This window comes from Herminiimonas sp. KBW02, from assembly GCF_003852535.1.
Taxonomy (GTDB): Bacteria; Pseudomonadota; Gammaproteobacteria; order Burkholderiales; family Burkholderiaceae_D; genus Oxalicibacterium.
In genome coordinates this window covers 403277-422921 of the sequence record NZ_QAJP01000005.1, presented here as the reverse complement: position 1 = coordinate 422921, position 19645 = coordinate 403277, and the positions used below count along the sequence as shown (strand labels likewise).

The following is a 19645-nucleotide window of genomic DNA, read 5'->3' as shown; positions in this document are numbered from 1 at the left end:
GCTGTGTAGCCATTCATTTGCCCGGGTGCAGCACAGTGTCGCAAACACTGATCACGTCGTGACCGCAGCCTCCCCCTGGAATGCTTAAGTCCATCCGCTTCATGGCAAGCGCTTACGCCAGCTATGTTGCGCCTGTTATCGACTATCTAAATGCGGCCAGATGCCCGTCATTTGATAAAATGCCTGTTTTTCTTATTTAGCTATTCTAGAGCCAACAAAATGAACATCGAAAAAGCCCGTTTCAACATGATCGAACAGCAAATTCGTCCTTGGGATGTGCTCGATCTGGACGTCCTCGAATTATTGGTTGTAGTAAAGCGTGAAGCATTTGTTCCGCTCGCCTACCGTGCCCTCGCCTTTGCCGATAGCGAAATCCCGCTGTCGAACAGCGAAAGCATGATGACGCCTAAGCTTGAAGCTCGCATCATGCAGGAACTGGCCGTACAAAAACACGAAAACGTACTCGAAATCGGTGCTGGTTCCGGCTATATGGCGGCACTGCTGGCCCACAAGGCACGTCACGTCACCACCGTTGAAATCGAGCCAGAGCTGAAAGCACTGGCTGAAAAGAACCTGGCCGACTACGGCATCAGCAACGTCAATGTTGAATTGGGCGATGGCGTACAGGGCTGGGGCGATGCAAGCTATGACGTCGTTGTCGTATCCGGCTCGGTACCTAGCGTAACCGCCGGCCTGCTGGCTAACGTCAAAGTCGGCGGTCGCCTGCTGGCTGTGGTTGGTAGCGCACCTGCGATGACCGCACAAATCATCACCCGTACTTCGGATGTCGCTTACAGCACCGTCGGCCTGTTTGAGACCCTGCTCAAGCCACTGCGTAACGCACCTGTACCTTCGCAATTCAAGTTCTAAGGAATAGCATGCAACACCTGACTGCGCCGGAACTGGCAGCGCTGATTGCGGCACCGGATGGTGCCGCGCCCTTCCTGCTCGATGTACGCGAGCCGTGGGAAGTACAAACCTGCCAAATCCAGGGCTCAGTCTCCATGCCGATGAATACCATCCCCGGCCAGCTGGATCAGCTGGATCGGGATGCATCTATCATTTGCATTTGCCATCACGGCGCACGCAGCCTGCGGGTTGCACATTTCCTCGAAGCCAACGGCTTCTCGCGCGTGACCAATCTGACCGGCGGCGTCCATGCATGGGCGCAGCAAGTCGATCCGGCCATGCCTACCTATTAATTCCTTACACCGCTACCTGCCTTAGACTCCTCTCAGTAATCGGAAAAGCAATGCGTAATGCCAAGCTCGTCACATTGATCGCAGGCGCTTTTCTCTCACTGCAGGCGCAGGCGGTCAATTTGCTGCAGCTGTATCAGGATGCGCTGGTGAATGATGCGGTGTACGCCAGTGCCCGCGCCAATCTGAGTGCAGGCCAGGAAGCATCGGTACAAGGTCGCGCCAATCTCTTGCCACTGATCGGCATTGGCGGCACCTATCAACGCGCGCAGCGCGGCAACGTAGCCGATATAAAGTCGCACGGATATACCATCTCGCTGGCGCAACCCTTGCTCGACGTCGCAGCCTGGCAAAATTACGAGCAAAGCAAACTCGCAGTCGCTGCCAGTGAAGCCGCCTTCGCAGTAGTACAACAGGATTTGATTCTGCGGGTAGCGCAAGCTTACTTTGACGTACTGGCCGCGCAGGATACGCTGGCGGCATTGCTGGTACAGAAAGATGCCATCAGCGAGCAACTCGCTTCAGCCAAACGCAACTTCGAGGTCGGCACCGCCACCATCACTGACACGCACGAAGCGCAAGCCCGCTACGACCTGGTGATTGCCCAGGAATTCGGCGCGCAAAATGATCTCGCGATCAAACGCACGGCCCTGCAGCAAATCATCGGCAAGCCACCAGCGGAATTGGCCATACTGCGCAAAGGTGTGGAATTAAATGCGCCGGAACCAGCGCAGATTAACGCCTGGGTCAGCAGCGCGGAAGAACAGAATTACGTCGTCCTGCAACAAAAGCTGGCGCTCGAAATTGCCAAGCGCGACATCACGCGCAATCGCGCAGGCCACTACCCGACCGTTGATCTGGTCGCCAGCCGCAGTGACAGCAACCAGCGCAACAGCGCCATACCTAGCCTCAACAGCGGCACCGGCGCGACGAGTTCTATCGGCCTGCAGTGGAATATTCCACTCTTTAGCGGCTTCGCTGTTACCAGCAAGGTACGGCAAGCAATTGCACTGGAAGATAAGTCACGCTCCGATCTGGAAAGCGCACGTCGTAGCGCTGCGCAAAATGCGCAACAGGCATATCTGGGTGTAACGAGCGGTCTGGCGCAAGTCAAAGCCTTGCAAGCGGCGGAAGTCTCCAGCCGTTCCGCATTGGAATCAAATCGTTTGGGATATCAGGTAGGGGTGCGTATTAATATTGATGTGCTGAACGCACAGCAACAATTATTCATCACGCAGCGCGATCTATCGAAAGCGCGTTACGACACCCTGATGAACAGCCTGCGCCTGAAATCGGCGGCCGGCTCGTTGCGGGAACAGGATCTGGCACAGATCAATACCTTATTGATCCAGCCCTGAAGTATTTCTCCCTGTATGCGGCCATTCATTGATGGCGCAATAACCCAGCTAATTACTCAGGTTTTTTCAGACGCAAGGATGGTGCATTGCGCAAACTATGCAAACATGCATCAACCAGCGGTTCGACCACTCTTTTCAATTCAAAACTATCTGGTGAAAATAACCAGTCGGTCAGCAAGCCAACCAGGCTGGCATGCAGACACAGCACAGCCAGATGCGTATCCAGATCTGCCGGCAATTGCCCGATAGCAACCGCTTCGCGCAAAATGCCTTCCATCATTTCCAGCCCTTCGCGATGGCACTCACGTTGACGCACCCAGATCGGGTCGTTGTGATCGACCAATTCGCATTTCAGGAATATGATATCCAGTACCCGGCGTGAGCGCGGATTGTCGACGACATCGCCTAACAGATAGATCCAGGTATGACGTAAATGCCCCAGGGGATCACGCACGAATTTTTCGCCCGGCGTTGTCATCATGGTTTCCATAGGCAAACGCACGCGCTCGCACATGGCTTCAAACAGATCGCTTTTGTTTTTGAAGTGCCAATAAATCGCACCACGTGTCACATCTGCTGCAACTGCAACATCTGCTAACGAAGATTGCGCAAGGCCACGAGTAAAAAACACCTCTTCCGCTGCATCAAGTATGCGGTTGCGTGTTTCCAGTGCCTCTTCTTTCGTTGAGCGAGCCATAAAATCATAGTCCTGTCATAATTTTCGAATATTTATGTATGTTAAGTGTCTGGCTAAATCAATAATTGCCACCTATACATACATTCGCGAACGTATGTATAATACCCGACTTACCGCATAGCAGCAAAGCAGAGCATTCTGGCCAAATCGCAGAAATGAATGTATTTGCCCCCAATTCAGCCTTACCTTTTCTTTACCGGACTGTTGATTTTCTGACAGCGCAATCCACCTACCGTGCGAGATGTTTATGAGTTCACTTCCCCGTTTGACACGCCTTAGCGCCGCCCTCTTCCTTGTTTATGCAATCGCCGGTTGCGGTGCAAAATCCGAACAAGCCGGAGCCCCACCCCCACAAGAAGTATCCGTCGTCACCGTACAACCAGGCGTACTGGGTGTTACCAATGAATTGCCTGGCCGCATGGAATCGATCCGCGTTGCCGAAGTACGTGCTCGCGTACCCGGCATTGTATTGAAACGTGTGTTCCGCGAAGGCAGCGATGTCAAAGCCGGTACTTTGTTATATCAGATCGACCCGGCCCAATTGCAAGCCACTTATAACAGTGCCGACGCCGCAGTCGCACGCAGCGAAGCAACGCTGGCAACCGCGGAACTGAAAGCCAAGCGTTATAAACCGCTGGTTGAAACCAATGCTGTCAGCAAACAGGAATACGACGATGTCGTCGCCGCAGAGAAACAAGCTATCGCCGACCTCGCGTCAGCCAAGGCAGCACGCGAAAACGCACGTCTGTCGCTCGGTTATGCCAGCGTGACTTCGCCGATCTCCGGCCGTATTGGTCGTGCCCTCGTGACTGAAGGCGCACTGGTTGGTCAGGGCGACGTTACTCCGCTCGCGATCGTGCAACAAATCGATCCTATTTACATCAACATGACGCAATCGGCCAACGAAGTCCTGCAACTGAAACGTGCCATGGACGAAGGCAAATTGAAGAGCGCTGGCAAGGGTGCGGCCAAGGTCACCCTGGTGACTGATGACGGCCAGGAATACGGTCGCACCGGCAAACTGCTGTTCTCCGATCTGACCGTAGACCAAACCTCGGGTTCGGTCACACTGCGCGCGGAAGTGCCTAATCCTGATGGCTTGCTGCTGCCGGGTATGTATGTACGTGCCCGCATCGAACAGGCAGTTGACGAAAACGCGATCACCGTACCGCAACAAGCGGTGGTTCGTACGCCAGGTGGCTCCGCAGTCATGGTGGTCGGCGCTGACGGCAAGGTCGCTTCGCGTCCTGTTAAAACCGGCAATTCGAGCGGCACCGCATGGATCATCACCGACGGCTTGAAAGAAGGTGACCAGGTCATCGTTGAAGGCCTGCAAAAAGTCCAGCCGGGTGCAACCGTGAAACCAGTGCAATGGCAAAAACCGGCAGCAGCCGGTAGTGCTCCTGCCGCTGCTCCGGCCGCACCTGCAGAGAAACCCGCTGCTGACGCAGCTGCCAAACCAGCGCAACCCGCCCCTGCAGACAAGACCGCAGAACAACCGAAGTCGAAGTAAGGGAGTACTGTAATGGGTAAATTTTTTATTGACCGCCCGGTTTTTGCCTGGGTGCTGGCGATCTTCATCATGCTGGCAGGTGTTCTGGCAATTACCAGCCTCCCGGTTTCGCAGTACCCGAACATCGCACCACCGCAGGTCGTTGTTACCGCTACCTATCCGGGTGCAACGGCGCAGACGCTGGACGATAGCGTTACCAGCCTGATTGAACAAGAGATGAACGGCGCCGATGGTTTGCAATACATCGAATCGCAAAGCCAGGCCAATGGCGTCGTGCAAATCACCGTGACTTTCACTCCAGGCACCAATCCGGATCTGGCCGCAGTCGATGTGCAAAACCGCCTGAAGCGGGTGGAAGCACGTTTGCCTGCAGCAGTCACACAACAAGGTGTGCAGGTAACCAAATCGCGTAGTAACTTCCTGCTGTTTATCGGTCTGTCTTCGACCGACGGCGCTTTGGATCCGGTTGCACTCGGTGACTATCTGTCGCGTAATGTACTCAACGAAATCAAACGTGTACCAGGCGTCGGCCAGGCACAATTGTTTGGCACCGAACGTGCGATGCGTATCTGGATCGACCCGACCAAACTGGTTGGCCTGAACCTGACACCATCGGATGTCAGCAGCGCTATCTCGACCCAGAATGCACTGGTTGCCGGCGGTACGCTGGGCGATTTGCCTAGCCCGAGCACGCAACAGATCGCGGCAACCGTGGTGGTAAATGGTCAGCTGACCAGCCCTGAGCAGTTCGGCAATATCATCTTGCGTGCCAACAAGGACGGTTCGTCGGTACGCTTGCGTGACGTTGCCCGTATTGAAGTGGGTGGTCAGTCCTACGCGACCTCCGGTCGTCTGGACGGTAAGCCAAGTTCGTTCATCGGCGTACAGCTGACACCAACCGCAAATGCGCTGGGTACTGCAACTGCGGTGCACAAGAAGATGGATGAACTGTCGAAGTATTTCCCGGCAGGCGTGAAGTACACCATCCCTTACGATACCTCCAAGTTCGTCAAGATCTCGATCGAAGAAGTAGTTAAAACACTGTTCGAAGCGATCATCCTGGTGTTCCTGGTGATGTATTTGTTCTTGCAGAACATCCGCTATACATTGATCCCGACCATCGTGGTGCCGGTCGCATTGCTGGGTACGTTTGCAACCCTGCTGCTGTTCGGCTTCTCGATCAACGTGCTGACCATGTTTGGTATGGTGCTGGCGATCGGTATTCTGGTCGATGATGCGATTGTGGTGGTGGAGAACGTCGAACGTATCATGAGCGAAGAAGGTTTGTCGCCACGTGATGCAACCCGCAAGGCGATGGGCCAGATTACCGGCGCGCTGATCGGTATTACGCTGGTGCTGATCGCGGTATTTATCCCGATGGCATTCTTCGGTGGTGCGGTCGGTGCGATTTACCGTCAGTTCTCGCTGTCCATGGTTGCTTCGATGGTGTTCTCGGTATTGATGGCGTTCACGCTGACACCAGCGCTGTGCGCAACCCTGCTGAAACCAGTGGAAGCCGGCCACCATCACGAGAAGCGTGGCTTCTTCGGCTGGTTTAACCGTCACTTCAATAGCACCGCTGCCGGTTATCAGGGCTTTGTTGCGAAGATGCTGACCAAGACCGGTCGTTACATGCTGGTCTACGGTCTGATCCTGGCTTGCGTCGGCATCCTGTATGCCCGTCTGCCTGCATCCTTCCTGCCTAACGAAGACCAGGGTTATATCGTGACCAACGTCCAGTTGCCGGCAGGCGCCAGCACCGGTCGTACCATGGAAGTGCTGAAAACCATCGAAGACTACTACCTGAAACAATCGGCAGTGGAACACGTGGTTGCGATTGCAGGTTTCAGCTTCTCGGGTAACGGTCAGAATGCGGGTCTGGTATTTACCCCGCTGAAAGACTGGAGCAAACGTGGCCCGGATGAATCCGCTGATGCGGTTGCAGGCAAGGCCTTCGGCGCTTTCATGGGAATCAAGGACGCGATTGTGTATCCATTGAACCCGCCACCAATTCCTGAACTGGGTAACGCTACCGGCTTCACGTTCCGTCTGCAGGATCGCGCTGGCCTCGGCCATGACGCCCTGATCGCAGCACGTAACCAAATGCTGGGTATGGCAGCACAAAGCAAAGTACTGGCTGGCGTGCGTCCTGAAGGTCTGGAAGATGCACCGCAATTGCAGGTAGATATCGACCGCGACAAGGCCAATGCTTTGGGCGTGCCGTTCGCGACCATCAATAGCGTGTTGTCGACAGCACTCGGCTCGTCATACGTGAATGACTTCCCGAACCAGGGTCGTCAACAACGTGTGATCGTGCAGGCTGACAGCAAGGGGCGTTTGCAACCGGAAGATTTGACTCGCCTGTATGCACGCAGCTCGTCAGGCACCATGGTTCCGTTCTCCTCCTTCATGACATCGAAGTGGATTATCGGTCCGGTCCAGCTGATCCGCTACAACGGTTATCCGGCAGTCAAGATTTCCGGTGGCGCAGCGCCTGGTCGCAGCACGGGTGAAGCAATGGCGGAAATGGAAGCGATGGTAGCGAAGTTGCCACCTGGTTTCGGTTTCGAGTGGACTGGTCAGTCGCTGGAAGAAAAAACCTCCGGCTCACAAGCTCCTGCGCTGTACGCACTGTCGCTGATCGCCGTATTCCTGGTGCTGGCTGCTTTGTATGAAAGCACCTCCATCCCGTTCTCGGTGATGCTGGTGGTGCCGCTCGGTATCTTTGGTGCACTGTTGGGCGTGACGCTGCGCGGCATGCCGAATGACGTGTACTTCAAGGTCGGCATGATTGCGGTGGTCGGGCTATCTGCAAAGAACGCGATTCTGATTATCGAATTTGCGAAAGACTTGCAGGCACAGGGTAAAGGATTGATCGAAGCGACACTGGAAGCGGTGCATCTGCGGTTCCGTCCTATCATCATGACCTCGCTGGCATTCATCCTCGGCGTATTGCCGCTGGTGCTTGCAAGCGGAGCCGGTTCTGCCAGCCAACGCGCGATCGGTACCGGCGTGATGAGCGGCATGATCACCGCCACCGTATTCGCCGTGTTCCTGGTACCGGTGTTCTTTGTGGTAGTTCGTACGATGTTCAAAGGTAGCGAACGTCAGCGTCGTAAATACGCTGCGAGCAAGCCACGTGATGAGGAAGAAGAATTATGATGAAGAGCATAACCCTGGCCTTATTGGCAGCGGGCGTGTTGAGCGCCTGCTCGATGGCGCCTAAGTACGTGCGCCCTGATGCACCTGTGGCGGCGGATTATGGTGTTGAATCCTCCGCTGGCAACAATCAGGTACGTGCCGCCGATATCGGCTGGCGCAACTTCTTTACCGATCCGCGCCTGCAGGTTTTGATCAGCAACGCGCTCGTCAACAACCGTGACCTGCGGGTAGCGGCACTGCGTATTGAAGAAGCTCGCGCGTTGTACAACATTCAATCGGCAGATTTATTGCCGACCCTGAATGCCAACGCGACCGGCTCGCGGGCACGCGTTCCGGCCTCGATCAGCAACACCGGCAGCAGCGTGGTCACCAGTAACTACCAGGTCGGTCTCGGCCTGGCGGCATTCGAACTGGACTTCTTTGGTCGTGTCCGTAGCCTGAGCGATGCAGCACTGGCCAGCTACCTGTCAACGGAAGAAGCGCAGCGCGCAGCACAGATCAGCCTGGTGTCGGAAGTCGCCAAAGCCTATCTGTCGGAACGTGCGTTTGCCGAGCAGCAGGAACTGTCACGCCAGACATATGAAAGCCGTGCAGAAGCTTACAAGCTATCGAAACAGCGTTTTGAAGTAGGTGCATCATCGGCACTGGACTTGCGTAATGACGAGGCGCAGATGCAAACCGCGCGTGCGTCAGAACTGGCCGCAATGCGCCAGCGTGCACAGGCAATGAATGCCTTGACCTTGCTGGTCGGACAGCCATTGAAAGACTTGCCACCGGCCCAGCCTCTGTCAGCACAAAACATTCTGAACGATATCCCGGCTGGTTTGCCGTCCGACCTGTTAACCCAGCGTCCTGACATCCGTAGCGCAGAACAAACCCTGCTCTCCGCCAATGCAAACATAGGCGCAGCGCGTGCAGCGTTCTTCCCGCGCATTTCGCTGACCGCTGGTCTGGGTACCTCCAGCAATGAATTGTCCGGCTTGTTTGAAGGCGGTTCGCGTTCATGGTCGTTTGCACCGCAACTGGTGCTGCCGATCTTTGACGCAGGCCGTAATCGTGCCAACCTGAACCTGACCGAAGTGCGCAAAAACATCGCCGTGGCCAACTACGAGAAAAGCATACAAGTCGCATTCCGCGAAGTATCGGATGCACTGGTTGCGCGTAGCCTGCTCGACGAACAAATTGATGCACAGCGTCTGGTGCAGGAAGCACAGGCAGAACGCTACAAGTTTGCTACGCAACGCTTCCAGAATGGCATAGCCAGTTCGCTGGATGTGCTGGATGCACAGCGTGAATTGTTCTCGGCGCAGTTGACGCTGGTACAGGCACGCTTGCTGCGCCTGACCAATGCGATTGATCTGTATCGTTCGCTCGGCGGTGGTCTGGTAGAAACGACGGTGGCAACTGCACCGGCGGCAACACCGGCAGCGACACCAGTAAAATAAACTGCAGCAACAATAAAAAAGGGAGGCCATTGTGTGGCCTCCCTTTTTTTTGCCATCCGCAGGTACAGACGACTACCCGTTGATGGGTTGCATCAACATGCTAAGCAGTAACAGTCTGATTTTTTTCTGCTACTGCTTTGGGGAAATTGGTTGTCATTTGGATTTGTTCGGTCAGTGTTTTTGCCAGCGGTTCAAACACGGCGCGACGTTGCTCCGTTAACTGCTCGCCAGGCTGGCCGTTTACCAGACTCGTCACCTTGCAATTGCCTGATGTACAAGCGCTCAACATGATCTGGCCCAATTGACCCAGTTCGCTGTGACGCAAAATATATTCGTAGGAAGTTGCAGAGATGGGTTTCCGCTGCGCGGTAACATTCGGTGGTAATTGAAATGACATAATGTGTGCTCCGTTTCAGTCTCTATTCTCGTCGTATTCGCGTTCTTTTCGTATCCCATCGATATGGGATATCGATCAAGATCAGCGCGTATGACGTAATTTCTTTTGATGCCGATATGTTTCGGCTGTGATTTGAACCTCGCCGCCCGATTACACTCAGACGAACATCGGATACAAACTCAACAGGAAAGTTCATGCGTAAATTACCGCTCTCGCTCATGCTGCTGATGACGCTCCATATGGGGGCACATGCTGCAGAAAACAAGATGCAAATGAAACCTGGCTTGTGGGAAATGAGTGCAAGCTCGGAATTGCTGAATCTGGTCGAACAAATTCCACCAAATCAAATGCAAAATCTGAGCAATCTGGCAAAACAATATGGCTTTGACATGCCAAAAATTCAAAACGGTGCAGCCACTTCCAAAGTCTGCATCACACCGGAAATGGCCGCGCAAAACATTCCACCCTCTTTCTATCATCGCCAGTCCGGATGTGAGGCACGCAACGCCAGTCGCGTCGACAACCGTTATAGCGCGGATCTGGTGTGCAACAGCGATCAGGTAAATGGCCAGGGCAAGGCCGAAGCCACCTTGAATACGCCGGAAAGCTTCAGCGGCAAAACTTCATTCAAAGGATCCGTACGCGGTGTGGCGGTTGATGAATCTGCCAATACCAGCGGCCGTTGGCTGGCTGCAAGCTGTCCTGTCGGCAAAGCTGCAAACTGATTTGTCCGCATCCAACTCAGGCATGACGGATACAAGTCGTAACAAACATTACGGATTTACTCTAGATATGACTGCGGCCTTGGTTTGTAATAGAACCATCGTACAAGGAGCAGAGCATGAATAAATCTTTAACCATCAGCGCAGGAATATTGGCTGCCGCCACCTTGCTATTTGCAGCCGCACCGGCCATGGCACGCGTGGATGTTGACCTGAATATCGGCGTCCCGATCTACGGCGGGCCACCACCTGTTTATGTGCAGCCGCAACCTGTGTATGTGCAACCGCAACCGGTATACGTGCAGCCACGTCCGGTTTATGTCCATCCCCGCCCTTACTACGGCGACAGACATTATCGTCACAGGCATTACCACGATCGTCATGATCGCGACCATGACGGCGTGCCGAATCGTTATGACAGCCGGCCTAACAATCCCTACCGCTATTGATTTAAAGTGATTTGAAGCCGCTCATTATTTGATGAGCGGCATGAGCAGGCTCATGGTGCGGCGGGTCGCGCCGCCATGCTGCTGTGCAAAGTATTGCGCCTTCAGGCCCATCGCCTGCCGTGCCACATCGTCGTCCAGCAGACGTATCGCCTGCTGCCACAGATCTGCAGCATTCGCCACCCGCATCGCACCACCTGCGGCGATGGCATTTTCAGCGGCATCGGCAAAGTTAAAGGTGTGTGGACCGACCAGTACCGGCTTGCCGACTGCACTGGCTTCAATCAGATTATGTCCGCCCAGCGGCAATAAACTGCCGCCGACAAAGGCCAGATCACAAGCCGAGTAATAGGCAAACATTTCACCCATGCTATCGCCGAGGAATACGCGCACATTCGCGTCCAGCGGTGCAGTCCCGGCAGTCGAACGTCTGGCCAGCGACAAGCCACGCGCCTGCACCATATGCGCGACGTCATCGAAACGCTGCGGATGGCGCGGCACTATCATCAGCAAGATATCGGGGCGGTTCACAGCCAGCAAGGCATCCAGGATCAGTACTTCTTCACCATCGCGCGTATTGGCGCAGGCAAACACTTTGCGTGGGCCGAACTGCGTGCGCAGCAATGCCCCACGTTGCAACATTTCCGGCGGTGGCGTGACATCAAATTTAATACTGCCGGTCACATGTACGTCCGGCGCACCCAGTTGTTTCACGCGCTGGGCATCACTCTCGGTCTGCGCCGCCACGCAGGACATCGCAGCAGCCGCTTCGACAAACAGCGATGGAAATTTCAGTGCCTTTTTCAATGAGCGCTCGGACAGGCGCGCATTCACCAAAGCCACCGGCACATCGTAGCGCGTACATTGCGCCATCACATTCGGCCACACTTCGGTTTCCATCAGCACACAGATACGCGGCTGAAAAGCACGCAGAAAACGTCCGACCATCCAGCCAGTGTCATACGGCAAATAGCTTTGCAATACGCGCGGCTGTTTGCCGAATAAATCCTTACCAGTCGCACGCCCGGTCGGCGTCATATGCGTAAGCAATAATTGATGGTCCGGATAAGCCGCCAGCAAGGCGTCGATCAGCGGTTGCGCCGCTCGCGTTTCACCTACGGATACTGCATGCACCCACAGCAAGGGTGTGCTGCCGTCATACGGCACGTCATCATAGAAACCCAGACGCTCTGCGATATGCAGGCGGTAGCCCGGCTCCTTGCGGCCACGTACAAACAGCCGCAACAAAACGAGCGGCAAGGCGAACCACCAGGCTAGGGAATAAATCAGGCGCATAGTATTGCCGGGCAAGGAAAGAGCAGCGTCGCTGGCATAAAGGGATAAATTAAATAAGTCAGCCGTATTATGCCGTGCAGCGGGAAACTAGTGCGTGTTCTGTGAGGAGTTCAGGCCGGATTGTGTGGTTTTATCAAAAAGTGCCGAGGGCGCGAGCGGCTTTGCACCGGCCGCGCCCTGTACTACAGACTTAGTACGGCAATACCGCATCCGGCTTGGCGGCCAGAATCACGCGTTTGAATTCCGCCTGGATGTGCTGCAAGGCTGCTTGCGACTCTGCCTCGAAGCGCATCACAATCACCGGGGTGGTATTCGACGAACGGGCCAGGCCGAAGCCGTCCGGATACTCAACTCGCAAACCATCAATAGAGATAATCTGATCCGAACCGGGGAATTGCGCTTCGCGTTGCAGTTTGGCGATCAGCGGGAAGCTTTCACCTTCTTTCAGCTTGAGTTGCAATTCCGGTGTGCTGACCGATTGCGGCAAGGCATTCAGGACTGCCGAAGGATCTTTTTCACGACTCAGCAATTCCAGCATACGCGCACCCGCATACATGCCGTCATCGAAGCCATACCATCTGTCCTTGAAGAAGACGTGACCGCTCATTTCACCACCGAGTGGCGCACCGGTCTCGCGCATTTTTGCTTTTACCAGCGAGTGCCCGGTTTTCCACATCAGCGGCTTGCCGCCACGTTCAGTAATCCATGGCGCAAGGTGGCGGGTACATTTCACGTCATACAGGATTTGTTCGCCCGGATGACGGGTCAATACATCCTGCGCAAACAGCATCAACTGACGATCCGGATAAATGATCTGGCCATCCTTGGTCACCAGGCCGAGACGATCACCGTCGCCGTCGAAAGCGAGGCCGATCTCTGCATCGGTAGTCTGCAGACAACGGATCAGGTCTTGCAGGTTTTCCGGATGGGCAGGATCGGGATGATGGTTAGGGAAAGTGCCGTCCACTTCGCAGAATAATTCTATGACTTCGCAACCCATCGCACGATACAGGTCACCGGCAAATGCACCTGCCACACCATTACCGCAATCAATAGCGATCTTCATCGGGCGCGCCAGCTTGACGTCGCTCACGATCCGGTTCTGATAACCATCGGCGATATCGTAAGTGCGATAACTGCCTTTACCTTCTGCATATTCTTTGTTGACGATAGCCTGGTACAAAGCCTGTATGGTGTCGCCGTAAATCGCTTCACCTGCCAGTACCATTTTGAAACCATTGTAGTCAGGCGGATTGTGGCTGCCCGTCACCATGATGCCGGACTGTGCATCCAGCACGTGCGTGCCGAGGTAAAGCATGGGCGTTGCAACCACACCGAGGTCAACGACATCTATACCGACTTCCTGCATGCCTTCCGCCAGTGCGCTCGCCAGCGCAGGGCCGGACAAACGTCCGTCGCGTCCCAGCACCACGACCTGCTCACCTTTGGCGCGTACCGCACTACCGAAAGCGCGTCCGATATCACGTGCGACATCGGCGTCCAGCGTGGAATCAATAATGCCGCGTATGTCATAGGCTTTGAAAATGCTTTGCGAGAGTGTCAGCATATTTAGTCGTTATCCTTATCCAATTGAGTGTTCAGTCAGCGCTGCCGTTTAGCCAGGCGGCCAACTTGCCCTGACGCATTTTATAGGATGCCATGCGTCAGTGTTCATTTACTGCCGTGCTGTCGTTCCTGCGGCCAACATTGGCCGCAGCGAGCTTGTTCGACACAACACCGGCCTGCTAGTTTCAAACAGATTGCAGCATGCACGCTATCTTTTGCTGCCCGCCAGAAATTCATCGCGGAATCCGCGATAATGTCTGGCATCACGCCCGCTTTTACCGGATATCTGCATACATGACTACTTACGCCATCGGCGATCTGCAAGGTTGCCAGACGCAATTAAACGACTTGCTGCAACAAATCGATACGGTCGCACCACAAGCAAAGCTGGTATTCGTCGGCGATATCGTCAATCGCGGTCCGCGTTCACTCGCCACACTACGCCAGGTACGCGCACTCGGCGCACGCGCCCGCATCGTACTCGGCAACCATGATCTCAACCTGCTGGCAGTTGCATGCGGCCTGCGCAAACCGCATGCGAGCGATACACTGGACGACATCATGGCAGCCGATGACAGAGACGAGCTGATTAGCTGGCTGCGGCACCAGCCGCTGGCGATGGAGCAGGATGGTCATTTATTCGTGCATGCCGGTGTCTTGCCGCAATGGACGGCCAGCCAGACCGTTGCGCTGTCACGCGAAGTGGAAACCGTACTGCAAGGCCCGGACTGGGTCGCCTTCCTGCAAAAAATGTACGGCAACGAGCCTGCAATATGGGATGACGGCCTACAAGGTGATGATCGCCTGCGCTGCATCGTCAATGCACTGACGCGCATACGCTTTTGCCAGGCCGATGGCCGCATGGACTTCAAGGCGGTCGAAGGCCTGGCGCATACACCGGCCGGATTAATGCCGTGGTTTAAAGCGCCAAACCGACGCAGCGATGACACAACCATCGTCTTCGGTCACTGGTCTACGCTGGGGCTGATGGTGTTACCGAATGTGATCGGACTGGATACCGGCTGTGTCTGGGGCGGTCAGTTGACAGCCATGAACCTGCAGGACCGCAGCACCATACAAGTCCAGTGCCCACAACACCAGAAACCCGGGAAGAACTAGGACACAGCTCCAGGCTGCTGGTCGTAACAAAGCTTGGCGGCAATCGCCTGACGCGCTTTCAGCGACAAGTCGCGGCGGTGCTCGCCCGTACTCGCTATCGTCGGCAGTAGCGTCAATTGCGCCGTCATTTTGCGCGTCTTCATGATCAGCAACATGCTGTCTACAAACGTCATGTCACCGATGAAATCGGCAGCACTATGCAAATTGCCTTGTGCATCCACATAGCGTAAAGCATACGGTTGCACCGGCACGCCAGCTTCTATCGCTGCCTCAAACAGATTCGGATGAAAGGCCAGCAATTGGCCTTGCGCCGCAGTCGTGCCTTCCGGGAAAAACGCAATGCGTTCACCCGCACGTATGCTGGTGACCAGCCCTTCATATACGCGGCGGACTTCGCGTTGCTTGCCGCGTGCAATAAAGATGGTGCCGGACTTCGCACACAACCAGCCTAGCGCAGGCCAGCTGCGTATATCCGCTTTCGCAACGAAACGGCAAGGTTGCAGGGAATTGATGACGAAGATGTCGAGCCAGGAAATATGATTGGATACGATCAGGGCCTGCGCCGCCGATGCTGCATCGTTGTGTATCTCGACTTCGACATGCAGGATAGCCAGCAAGCCAGCCGACCATTTCTTGATGCGCTGATCGCGCCCGGTGGTGCTGATAAACGGAAAAATGAAGGCGCTCGTGCACAAACCCTGCAACAAATGCAGCATTACACGTACAAACGGCAAGGCGATCATAGTTGCGCCTTGCCGCTGATGATAGCGATCAGCTGATACAGAATCATGCGTGAACCAAAAGTAGCAATCAGCGCTGGAACGCAATGTGTCCGGCAACGATAGTAGCCTTCACCTGCCCTGCGACTTCATAGCCGAGGAACGGAGTGTGCTTGCCCTGGCTCGCCAATACCTTGGACGATACAGTCCAGCGTTGTGCCGGATCAAACACGCAGATATCGGCGACGCTACCGGTAGCCAGTTGGCCGGACTGCAAACCGATGATGCGTGCCGCATCGGTCGTGACCTTTGCAATGGCGCGCGACAATTGCTGCTTGCCATCGACACAGTCTTCTGCCCACTTCAAAGCCAGCGACAGGAGCAATTCCAGACCAGTTGCACCCGGCGATGCTTCACCGAACGGCAATAATTTTTCATCGTCATCAACCGGTGTGTGATCCGAGCAAATTGCATCGATGGTGCCATCCAGCAAAGCATTGCGGATCGCATCGCGATCACGCTGGCTACGCAACGGCGGCGTCAGACGTGCATTCGAATCAAAGAAGCCGATATCGTTTTCAGTCAGGTGGATGTGGTGTGCGCCGACGTCGCAACTAATCGGCAAGCCTTCTTTCTTGGCTGCACGTACCAGTTCCAGTCCGGCTGCAGTGGACATGCGGCACAGATGCACGCGCGCGCCAGTAACACGCACCAGTTCCAGGATGGTATGCAAGGCAACGGTCTCGGCCATCACCGGCACGCCGGACAAGCCGAGGCGTGAAGCAACCGGGCCGCTATGCGCGACACCAGTACGACCAAGATGCGGATCCTGCGGACGCAACCAGACTGTGTATTCGAATGTCTTTGCGTACTGCATCGCACGCAACAAGACGGTGGTATCGAGGATAGGATTATCGGCTTGCGAGAAACCGATGCAACCGGCTTCCGACAGCTCCGCCATTTCCGTCAGTGCCTCGCCCTTCAGTCCGGACGTCAATGCACCCAGCGGATAAACGTGTGCCTGATTCAGCGACTTGGCACGATGCTTGAGCATCTCGACCAGACCCGGCTCATCCAGCACAGGCTCGGTATCCGGCGGGCAGACCAGGCTGGTGACGCCGCCCTGTACCGCGGCCTGCATTTCCGATTCCAGCGTTGCCTTGTGTTCATAGCCCGGTTCGCGCAAGCGTGCGCTCAGATCTACCAGGCCAGGTGCGACGACCAGGCCGGTCGCATCAATCACCTTGCTGGCGACAAAGCCTTCCGGCGCGGTACCGATGCCGGCGATTTTTCCTGCTGCAATAAAGACGTCCTGTTGTGCATCGATGCCGTTGGCCGGATCGATCAGATGGCCGTTCTTGATATGAATTTTCATCTCTTAATTTCCCGCCAAAATACTCATCACGGCCATACGCACCGCGATACCGAAAGTCACTTGCGGCAAGATCACGGCTTGCGTACCGTCGGCCACTGCCGATTCGATTTCCACGCCACGATTCATCGGGCCCGGATGCATAACGATGGCATCAGGCTTGGCCAATGCCAGACGTTCTGTCGTCAGGCCGTAGCTCTTGAAGAATTCCTGTGCGGATGGCAGCAAGGCACCGCTCATGCGTTCATTTTGCAGACGCAGCATGATGATGACGTCAACGTCTTTCAAACCTTTGTTGATATCGGTGAAGACACGTACGCCCATTTGTTCAAGGCCGCTAGGCAGCAAGGTGCGTGGCCCGATGGCGCGGATTTCCGGCACACCCAGTGTCGTCAGCGCATGGATATCCGAACGGGCGACACGACTGTGCAAAATATCGCCGACGATCGCAACCGTCAGATTGCTGAAGTCTTTCTTGTAGTGCCGGATCGTGTACATATCCAGCAAACCCTGGGTCGGGTGTGCATGGCGACCATCGCCTGCATTCACGACGTGCACATGCGATTGCGAAGTGTCGCTCAGATGCTTGGCGATCAGGTAAGGTGCACCCGATTGCGCATGACGCACGACGAACATATCGGCGTGCATGGCGGACAGGTTGTCGATGGTGTCGAGCAGGGATTCGCCCTTGCTCGAGCTCGAGGCCTGGATATTCAGGTTGATTACATCTGCCGACAAACGCTTGGATGCGATTTCGAAAGTGGTGCGGGTGCGCGTCGAGTTTTCAAAAAAGAGATTGAAAACACTTTTACCGCGCATCAGCGGCACCTTCTTCACCTCGCGGTCACCGATACTGACAAAGGACGATGCCGTGTCCAGTATGTGCAGGATGTTAGCCTTGGGCAGGCCTTCGATAGTGAGCAAATGTTGCAGCTCACCGTTTTTGTTCAGTTGCGGATTAAACATGATCCACCGTCAGGGAAAAGCGGCCGTCATCGGCCCGTTGAAGTACCAGCGATTGCTGGCCGGGAATAGAAATCGTTTTTGCTACAAAGTCAGCGGCCACCGGCAACTCACGACCACCGCGATCCGCCAGCGCAGCCAGCAGGATGCGGGCCGGACGACCGTAATCAAATAACTCATTGATTGCGGCACGCGTCGTACGGCCGGTGTAAAGCACGTCATCCACCAGCAGGATGGTCGCGCCATCGACATCAAATGGAATCTGGGTCGGCTTCACATCAGGACGCAAACCTTTTTCCGAAAAATCGTCACGATAAAAAGAAACATCGATAAAACCCAGGCGCTCGGTCAGTTGCAATTCCTTGGCCAGGCGTTCCGCCAGCCAGGCACCGCCCGAATGGATGCCGACTATCGCTACGTTTTCAGCTTGTGCGAGACCGGTTTTCACTTGTTGCGCCAGTACCTGGTACAGGGCTTCGGCGTCGAGCGCGTGATCAGGATTCGGATTGGGTATAGTCATCGAAGTATTGTTGCAAGATGATTGCGGCGGCCTGATCATCGATCAGTTCACCACGTTGATGAGAAATCACTGCGGATGAATAACGCTCATCCACCAGCACCGTTGCCACGTTAAAACGTCCATGCAGCTGATTGGCGAAACGTCGGCAGCGCACCGTCATTTCATGCTCTGCCCCGTCAGGGTGGCGCGGCAGGCCCACTATGCACAAGCTCGGCTGCCATTCCTGCACCAGCCCGGCGATCGCCGCAAACTTCGCGTCATTCGTCGCCTCGCTGATAATCGTCAAGGGTTGCGCCTGTTTCAATAATGTATTGCCGACCGCAACGCCTATGCGCTTCAGGCCAAAGTCGAAACCCAGTACGGTTTCCACTAGCGCACTGCCCCGTCAAGCATGCCCGGCCTCGCCACTCAGCATCATCGGGTCTATTCCCAGCAATTTGATGGCAGCGACAAAGCGCTGCTCCAGCGGCAGATCAAACAAAACGGCCGGGTCGGCGCGTACCGTGAGCCAGCCATTGCGGGTAATTTCATCTTCCAGCTGACCGGCACCCCAGCCGGCACAGCCGAGGCTGACCAGCAAGCGCTGCGGGCCGGAGCCCATTGCGACTGCCGCCAAAATATCCTTGGAGGTGGTCAGCGAAATATCTTCCGTTACCGGCAAAGTCGACGTAAAGTCGCCACGCGGTGCATGCAGAACAAAACCGCGGTCTGACTGCACCGGCCCGCCGTACAGAACCGGGGCTTTGTCCAGCGCCGACAGCTCGGGGGCGATTTCCAGCTTCAAATCGATGCGATTGAGCAAGACATCGACCGTCATGTCAGTCGCTTTATTGATGATCACACCCAATGCACCGTTAGCGTTATGCTCACACAGGTACACTACGGTTCCACCAAATACCGGATCAAGCATGGATGGCATGGCAATCAAAAAATGATCGGCCAGGTTCAGCGATTCGCGGGGTGGAGTATCAGGTGCTGCGGAAAAATCGAGGGATTCCCAAGATGAATCGGGATGTTCGGAGGATTTACTAGTCTTACGTTGCTTCGGCATGGCGGTATTTTATCAGTTTTAGCCGAAATCTCGCTTCCAAACCGCAGTCCGGATCGATTTTGCCCATATTTTTCATATTTTTTGTTTAACCCTGAATTTT

General features: G+C 55.2%; 19 protein-coding genes. 9 read left to right on the top strand and 10 right to left on the bottom strand.

Annotated features, from left to right (window positions below; translation table 11 throughout):
- The first annotated feature begins 219 nt into the window (after positions 1-219).
- From DBR37_RS11400 to DBR37_RS11390, 3 genes are read left to right on the top strand one after another with little or no spacing between them, the layout of a single operon-like run.
- Complete coding sequence (locus DBR37_RS11400) at positions 220-870, top strand: protein-L-isoaspartate O-methyltransferase (RefSeq protein WP_124574586.1); 651 nt, start codon at positions 220-222, stop codon at positions 868-870.
- 8 nt (positions 871-878) lie between these two features.
- Positions 879-1202 carry a rhodanese-like domain-containing protein gene (locus tag DBR37_RS11395; protein WP_124574585.1) on the top strand — a complete coding sequence of 108 codons (324 nt, stop codon included), beginning with the start codon at positions 879-881 and terminating at the stop codon, positions 1200-1202.
- A gap of 50 nt (positions 1203-1252) precedes the next feature.
- The gene (locus DBR37_RS11390; protein ID WP_124574584.1) at positions 1253-2557 is read left to right on the top strand and encodes a TolC family outer membrane protein; all 1305 of its coding nucleotides are present in this window, start codon (positions 1253-1255) and stop codon (positions 2555-2557) included.
- Between the two features lie 52 nt (positions 2558-2609).
- Here the strand turns inward: DBR37_RS11390 and DBR37_RS11385 are convergent, their stop codons facing one another.
- Positions 2610-3254 carry a TetR family transcriptional regulator gene (locus tag DBR37_RS11385; RefSeq protein WP_124574583.1) on the bottom strand — a complete coding sequence of 215 codons (645 nt, stop codon included), beginning with the start codon at positions 3252-3254 and terminating at the stop codon, positions 2610-2612.
- Between the two features lie 247 nt (positions 3255-3501).
- On the opposite strand from DBR37_RS11385, the gene DBR37_RS11380 reads away from it, so the two are divergent.
- The 3 genes from DBR37_RS11380 to DBR37_RS11370 are packed head-to-tail and all read left to right on the top strand — an operon-like array spanning position 3502 to position 9374.
- The gene (locus tag DBR37_RS11380) at positions 3502-4767 is read left to right on the top strand and encodes an efflux RND transporter periplasmic adaptor subunit (RefSeq protein WP_124574582.1); all 1266 of its coding nucleotides are present in this window, start codon (positions 3502-3504) and stop codon (positions 4765-4767) included.
- Between the two features lie 12 nt (positions 4768-4779).
- Positions 4780-7929, top strand: a complete 3150-nt coding sequence (locus DBR37_RS11375) for an efflux RND transporter permease subunit (RefSeq protein WP_124574581.1) — start codon at positions 4780-4782, stop codon at positions 7927-7929.
- Positions 7926-9374, top strand: coding sequence for an efflux transporter outer membrane subunit (locus DBR37_RS11370; protein WP_304999918.1), 1449 nt, complete (start codon positions 7926-7928; stop codon positions 9372-9374). The genes DBR37_RS11375 and DBR37_RS11370 overlap by 4 nt, the downstream gene beginning before the upstream one ends.
- 100 nt (positions 9375-9474) lie before the next feature.
- Here DBR37_RS11370 and DBR37_RS11365 read toward each other — a convergent pair whose 3' ends face one another.
- Complete coding sequence (locus tag DBR37_RS11365; protein WP_124574580.1) at positions 9475-9771, bottom strand: hypothetical protein; 297 nt, start codon at positions 9769-9771, stop codon at positions 9475-9477.
- Positions 9772-9965: 194 nt separating this feature from the next.
- Here DBR37_RS11365 and DBR37_RS11360 point away from each other — a divergent pair, with 194 nt between their 5' ends.
- Together DBR37_RS11360 and DBR37_RS11355 are read left to right on the top strand one after the other, a co-directional pair.
- On the top strand, positions 9966-10496 hold the full coding sequence (locus DBR37_RS11360) for a DUF3617 domain-containing protein (protein ID WP_124574579.1): 531 nt from the start codon (positions 9966-9968) through the stop codon (positions 10494-10496).
- A gap of 116 nt (positions 10497-10612) precedes the next feature.
- Positions 10613-10942, top strand: coding sequence for a hypothetical protein (locus tag DBR37_RS11355; protein ID WP_124574578.1), 330 nt, complete (start codon positions 10613-10615; stop codon positions 10940-10942).
- Positions 10943-10966: 24 nt separating this feature from the next.
- Here the strand turns inward: DBR37_RS11355 and waaA are convergent, their stop codons facing one another.
- Positions 10967-12235: a lipid IV(A) 3-deoxy-D-manno-octulosonic acid transferase gene (gene waaA / locus DBR37_RS11350; protein WP_124574577.1), complete on the bottom strand. Its 1269-nt coding sequence runs from the start codon at positions 12233-12235 to the stop codon at positions 10967-10969.
- A 190-nt stretch (positions 12236-12425) separates the two neighbouring features.
- Positions 12426-13802, bottom strand: a complete 1377-nt coding sequence (locus DBR37_RS11345) for a phosphomannomutase/phosphoglucomutase (protein WP_124574576.1) — start codon at positions 13800-13802, stop codon at positions 12426-12428.
- A 293-nt stretch (positions 13803-14095) separates the two neighbouring features.
- Here DBR37_RS11345 and DBR37_RS11340 point away from each other — a divergent pair, with 293 nt between their 5' ends.
- Positions 14096-14920, top strand: coding sequence for a symmetrical bis(5'-nucleosyl)-tetraphosphatase (locus DBR37_RS11340; protein ID WP_124574575.1), 825 nt, complete (start codon positions 14096-14098; stop codon positions 14918-14920).
- Here the strand turns inward: DBR37_RS11340 and DBR37_RS11335 are convergent.
- The 6 genes from DBR37_RS11335 to DBR37_RS11310 all read right to left on the bottom strand — a co-directional run bounded on the left by DBR37_RS11335 (position 14917) and on the right by DBR37_RS11310 (position 19545).
- Entirely contained in the window at positions 14917-15663 is a 747-nt protein-coding gene (locus DBR37_RS11335; RefSeq protein ID WP_124574574.1) for a 1-acyl-sn-glycerol-3-phosphate acyltransferase, read from the bottom strand. The two genes, DBR37_RS11340 and DBR37_RS11335, sit on opposite strands and share 4 nt — an antisense overlap.
- A 67-nt stretch (positions 15664-15730) precedes the next feature.
- Positions 15731-17014: a dihydroorotase gene (locus tag DBR37_RS11330; RefSeq protein WP_124574573.1), complete on the bottom strand. Its 1284-nt coding sequence runs from the start codon at positions 17012-17014 to the stop codon at positions 15731-15733.
- Positions 17015-17017: 3 nt separating this feature from the next.
- Positions 17018-17977: an aspartate carbamoyltransferase catalytic subunit gene (locus tag DBR37_RS11325; protein WP_012080796.1), complete on the bottom strand. Its 960-nt coding sequence runs from the start codon at positions 17975-17977 to the stop codon at positions 17018-17020.
- Complete coding sequence (pyrR, locus tag DBR37_RS11320) at positions 17970-18494, bottom strand: bifunctional pyr operon transcriptional regulator/uracil phosphoribosyltransferase PyrR (RefSeq protein ID WP_124574572.1); 525 nt, start codon at positions 18492-18494, stop codon at positions 17970-17972. The genes DBR37_RS11325 and pyrR overlap by 8 nt, the downstream gene beginning before the upstream one ends.
- Entirely contained in the window at positions 18469-18864 is a 396-nt protein-coding gene (gene ruvX, locus DBR37_RS11315; protein WP_124574571.1) for a Holliday junction resolvase RuvX, read from the bottom strand. The genes pyrR and ruvX overlap by 26 nt, the downstream gene beginning before the upstream one ends.
- A 15-nt stretch (positions 18865-18879) precedes the next feature.
- Positions 18880-19545, bottom strand: coding sequence for a YqgE/AlgH family protein (locus tag DBR37_RS11310; RefSeq protein WP_124574570.1), 666 nt, complete (start codon positions 19543-19545; stop codon positions 18880-18882).
- Positions 19546-19645: the final 100 nt, after the last annotated feature.

What these genes read in the sequence shown, in the direction of transcription:
- DBR37_RS11400 (WP_124574586.1), top strand. Translation starts at nt 220, where the DNA reads ATGAACATCGAAAAAGCCCGTTTCAACATGATCGAACAGCAAATTCGT.
- DBR37_RS11395 (WP_124574585.1), top strand. Translation starts at nt 879, where the DNA reads ATGCAACACCTGACTGCGCCGGAACTGGCAGCGCTGATTGCGGCACCG.
- DBR37_RS11390 (WP_124574584.1), top strand. Translation starts at nt 1,253, where the DNA reads ATGCGTAATGCCAAGCTCGTCACATTGATCGCAGGCGCTTTTCTCTCA.
- DBR37_RS11385 (WP_124574583.1), bottom strand. Translation starts at nt 3,254, where the DNA reads ATGGCTCGCTCAACGAAAGAAGAGGCACTGGAAACACGCAACCGCATA.
- DBR37_RS11380 (WP_124574582.1), top strand. Translation starts at nt 3,502, where the DNA reads ATGAGTTCACTTCCCCGTTTGACACGCCTTAGCGCCGCCCTCTTCCTT.
- DBR37_RS11375 (WP_124574581.1), top strand. Translation starts at nt 4,780, where the DNA reads ATGGGTAAATTTTTTATTGACCGCCCGGTTTTTGCCTGGGTGCTGGCG.
- DBR37_RS11370 (WP_304999918.1), top strand. Translation starts at nt 7,926, where the DNA reads ATGATGAAGAGCATAACCCTGGCCTTATTGGCAGCGGGCGTGTTGAGC.
- DBR37_RS11365 (WP_124574580.1), bottom strand. Translation starts at nt 9,771, where the DNA reads ATGTCATTTCAATTACCACCGAATGTTACCGCGCAGCGGAAACCCATC.
- DBR37_RS11360 (WP_124574579.1), top strand. Translation starts at nt 9,966, where the DNA reads ATGCGTAAATTACCGCTCTCGCTCATGCTGCTGATGACGCTCCATATG.
- DBR37_RS11355 (WP_124574578.1), top strand. Translation starts at nt 10,613, where the DNA reads ATGAATAAATCTTTAACCATCAGCGCAGGAATATTGGCTGCCGCCACC.
- waaA (WP_124574577.1), bottom strand. Translation starts at nt 12,235, where the DNA reads ATGCGCCTGATTTATTCCCTAGCCTGGTGGTTCGCCTTGCCGCTCGTT.
- DBR37_RS11345 (WP_124574576.1), bottom strand. Translation starts at nt 13,802, where the DNA reads ATGCTGACACTCTCGCAAAGCATTTTCAAAGCCTATGACATACGCGGC.
- DBR37_RS11340 (WP_124574575.1), top strand. Translation starts at nt 14,096, where the DNA reads ATGACTACTTACGCCATCGGCGATCTGCAAGGTTGCCAGACGCAATTA.
- DBR37_RS11335 (WP_124574574.1), bottom strand. Translation starts at nt 15,663, where the DNA reads ATGATCGCCTTGCCGTTTGTACGTGTAATGCTGCATTTGTTGCAGGGT.
- DBR37_RS11330 (WP_124574573.1), bottom strand. Translation starts at nt 17,014, where the DNA reads ATGAAAATTCATATCAAGAACGGCCATCTGATCGATCCGGCCAACGGC.
- DBR37_RS11325 (WP_012080796.1), bottom strand. Translation starts at nt 17,977, where the DNA reads ATGTTTAATCCGCAACTGAACAAAAACGGTGAGCTGCAACATTTGCTC.
- pyrR (WP_124574572.1), bottom strand. Translation starts at nt 18,494, where the DNA reads ATGACTATACCCAATCCGAATCCTGATCACGCGCTCGACGCCGAAGCC.
- DBR37_RS11310 (WP_124574570.1), bottom strand. Translation starts at nt 19,545, where the DNA reads ATGCCGAAGCAACGTAAGACTAGTAAATCCTCCGAACATCCCGATTCA.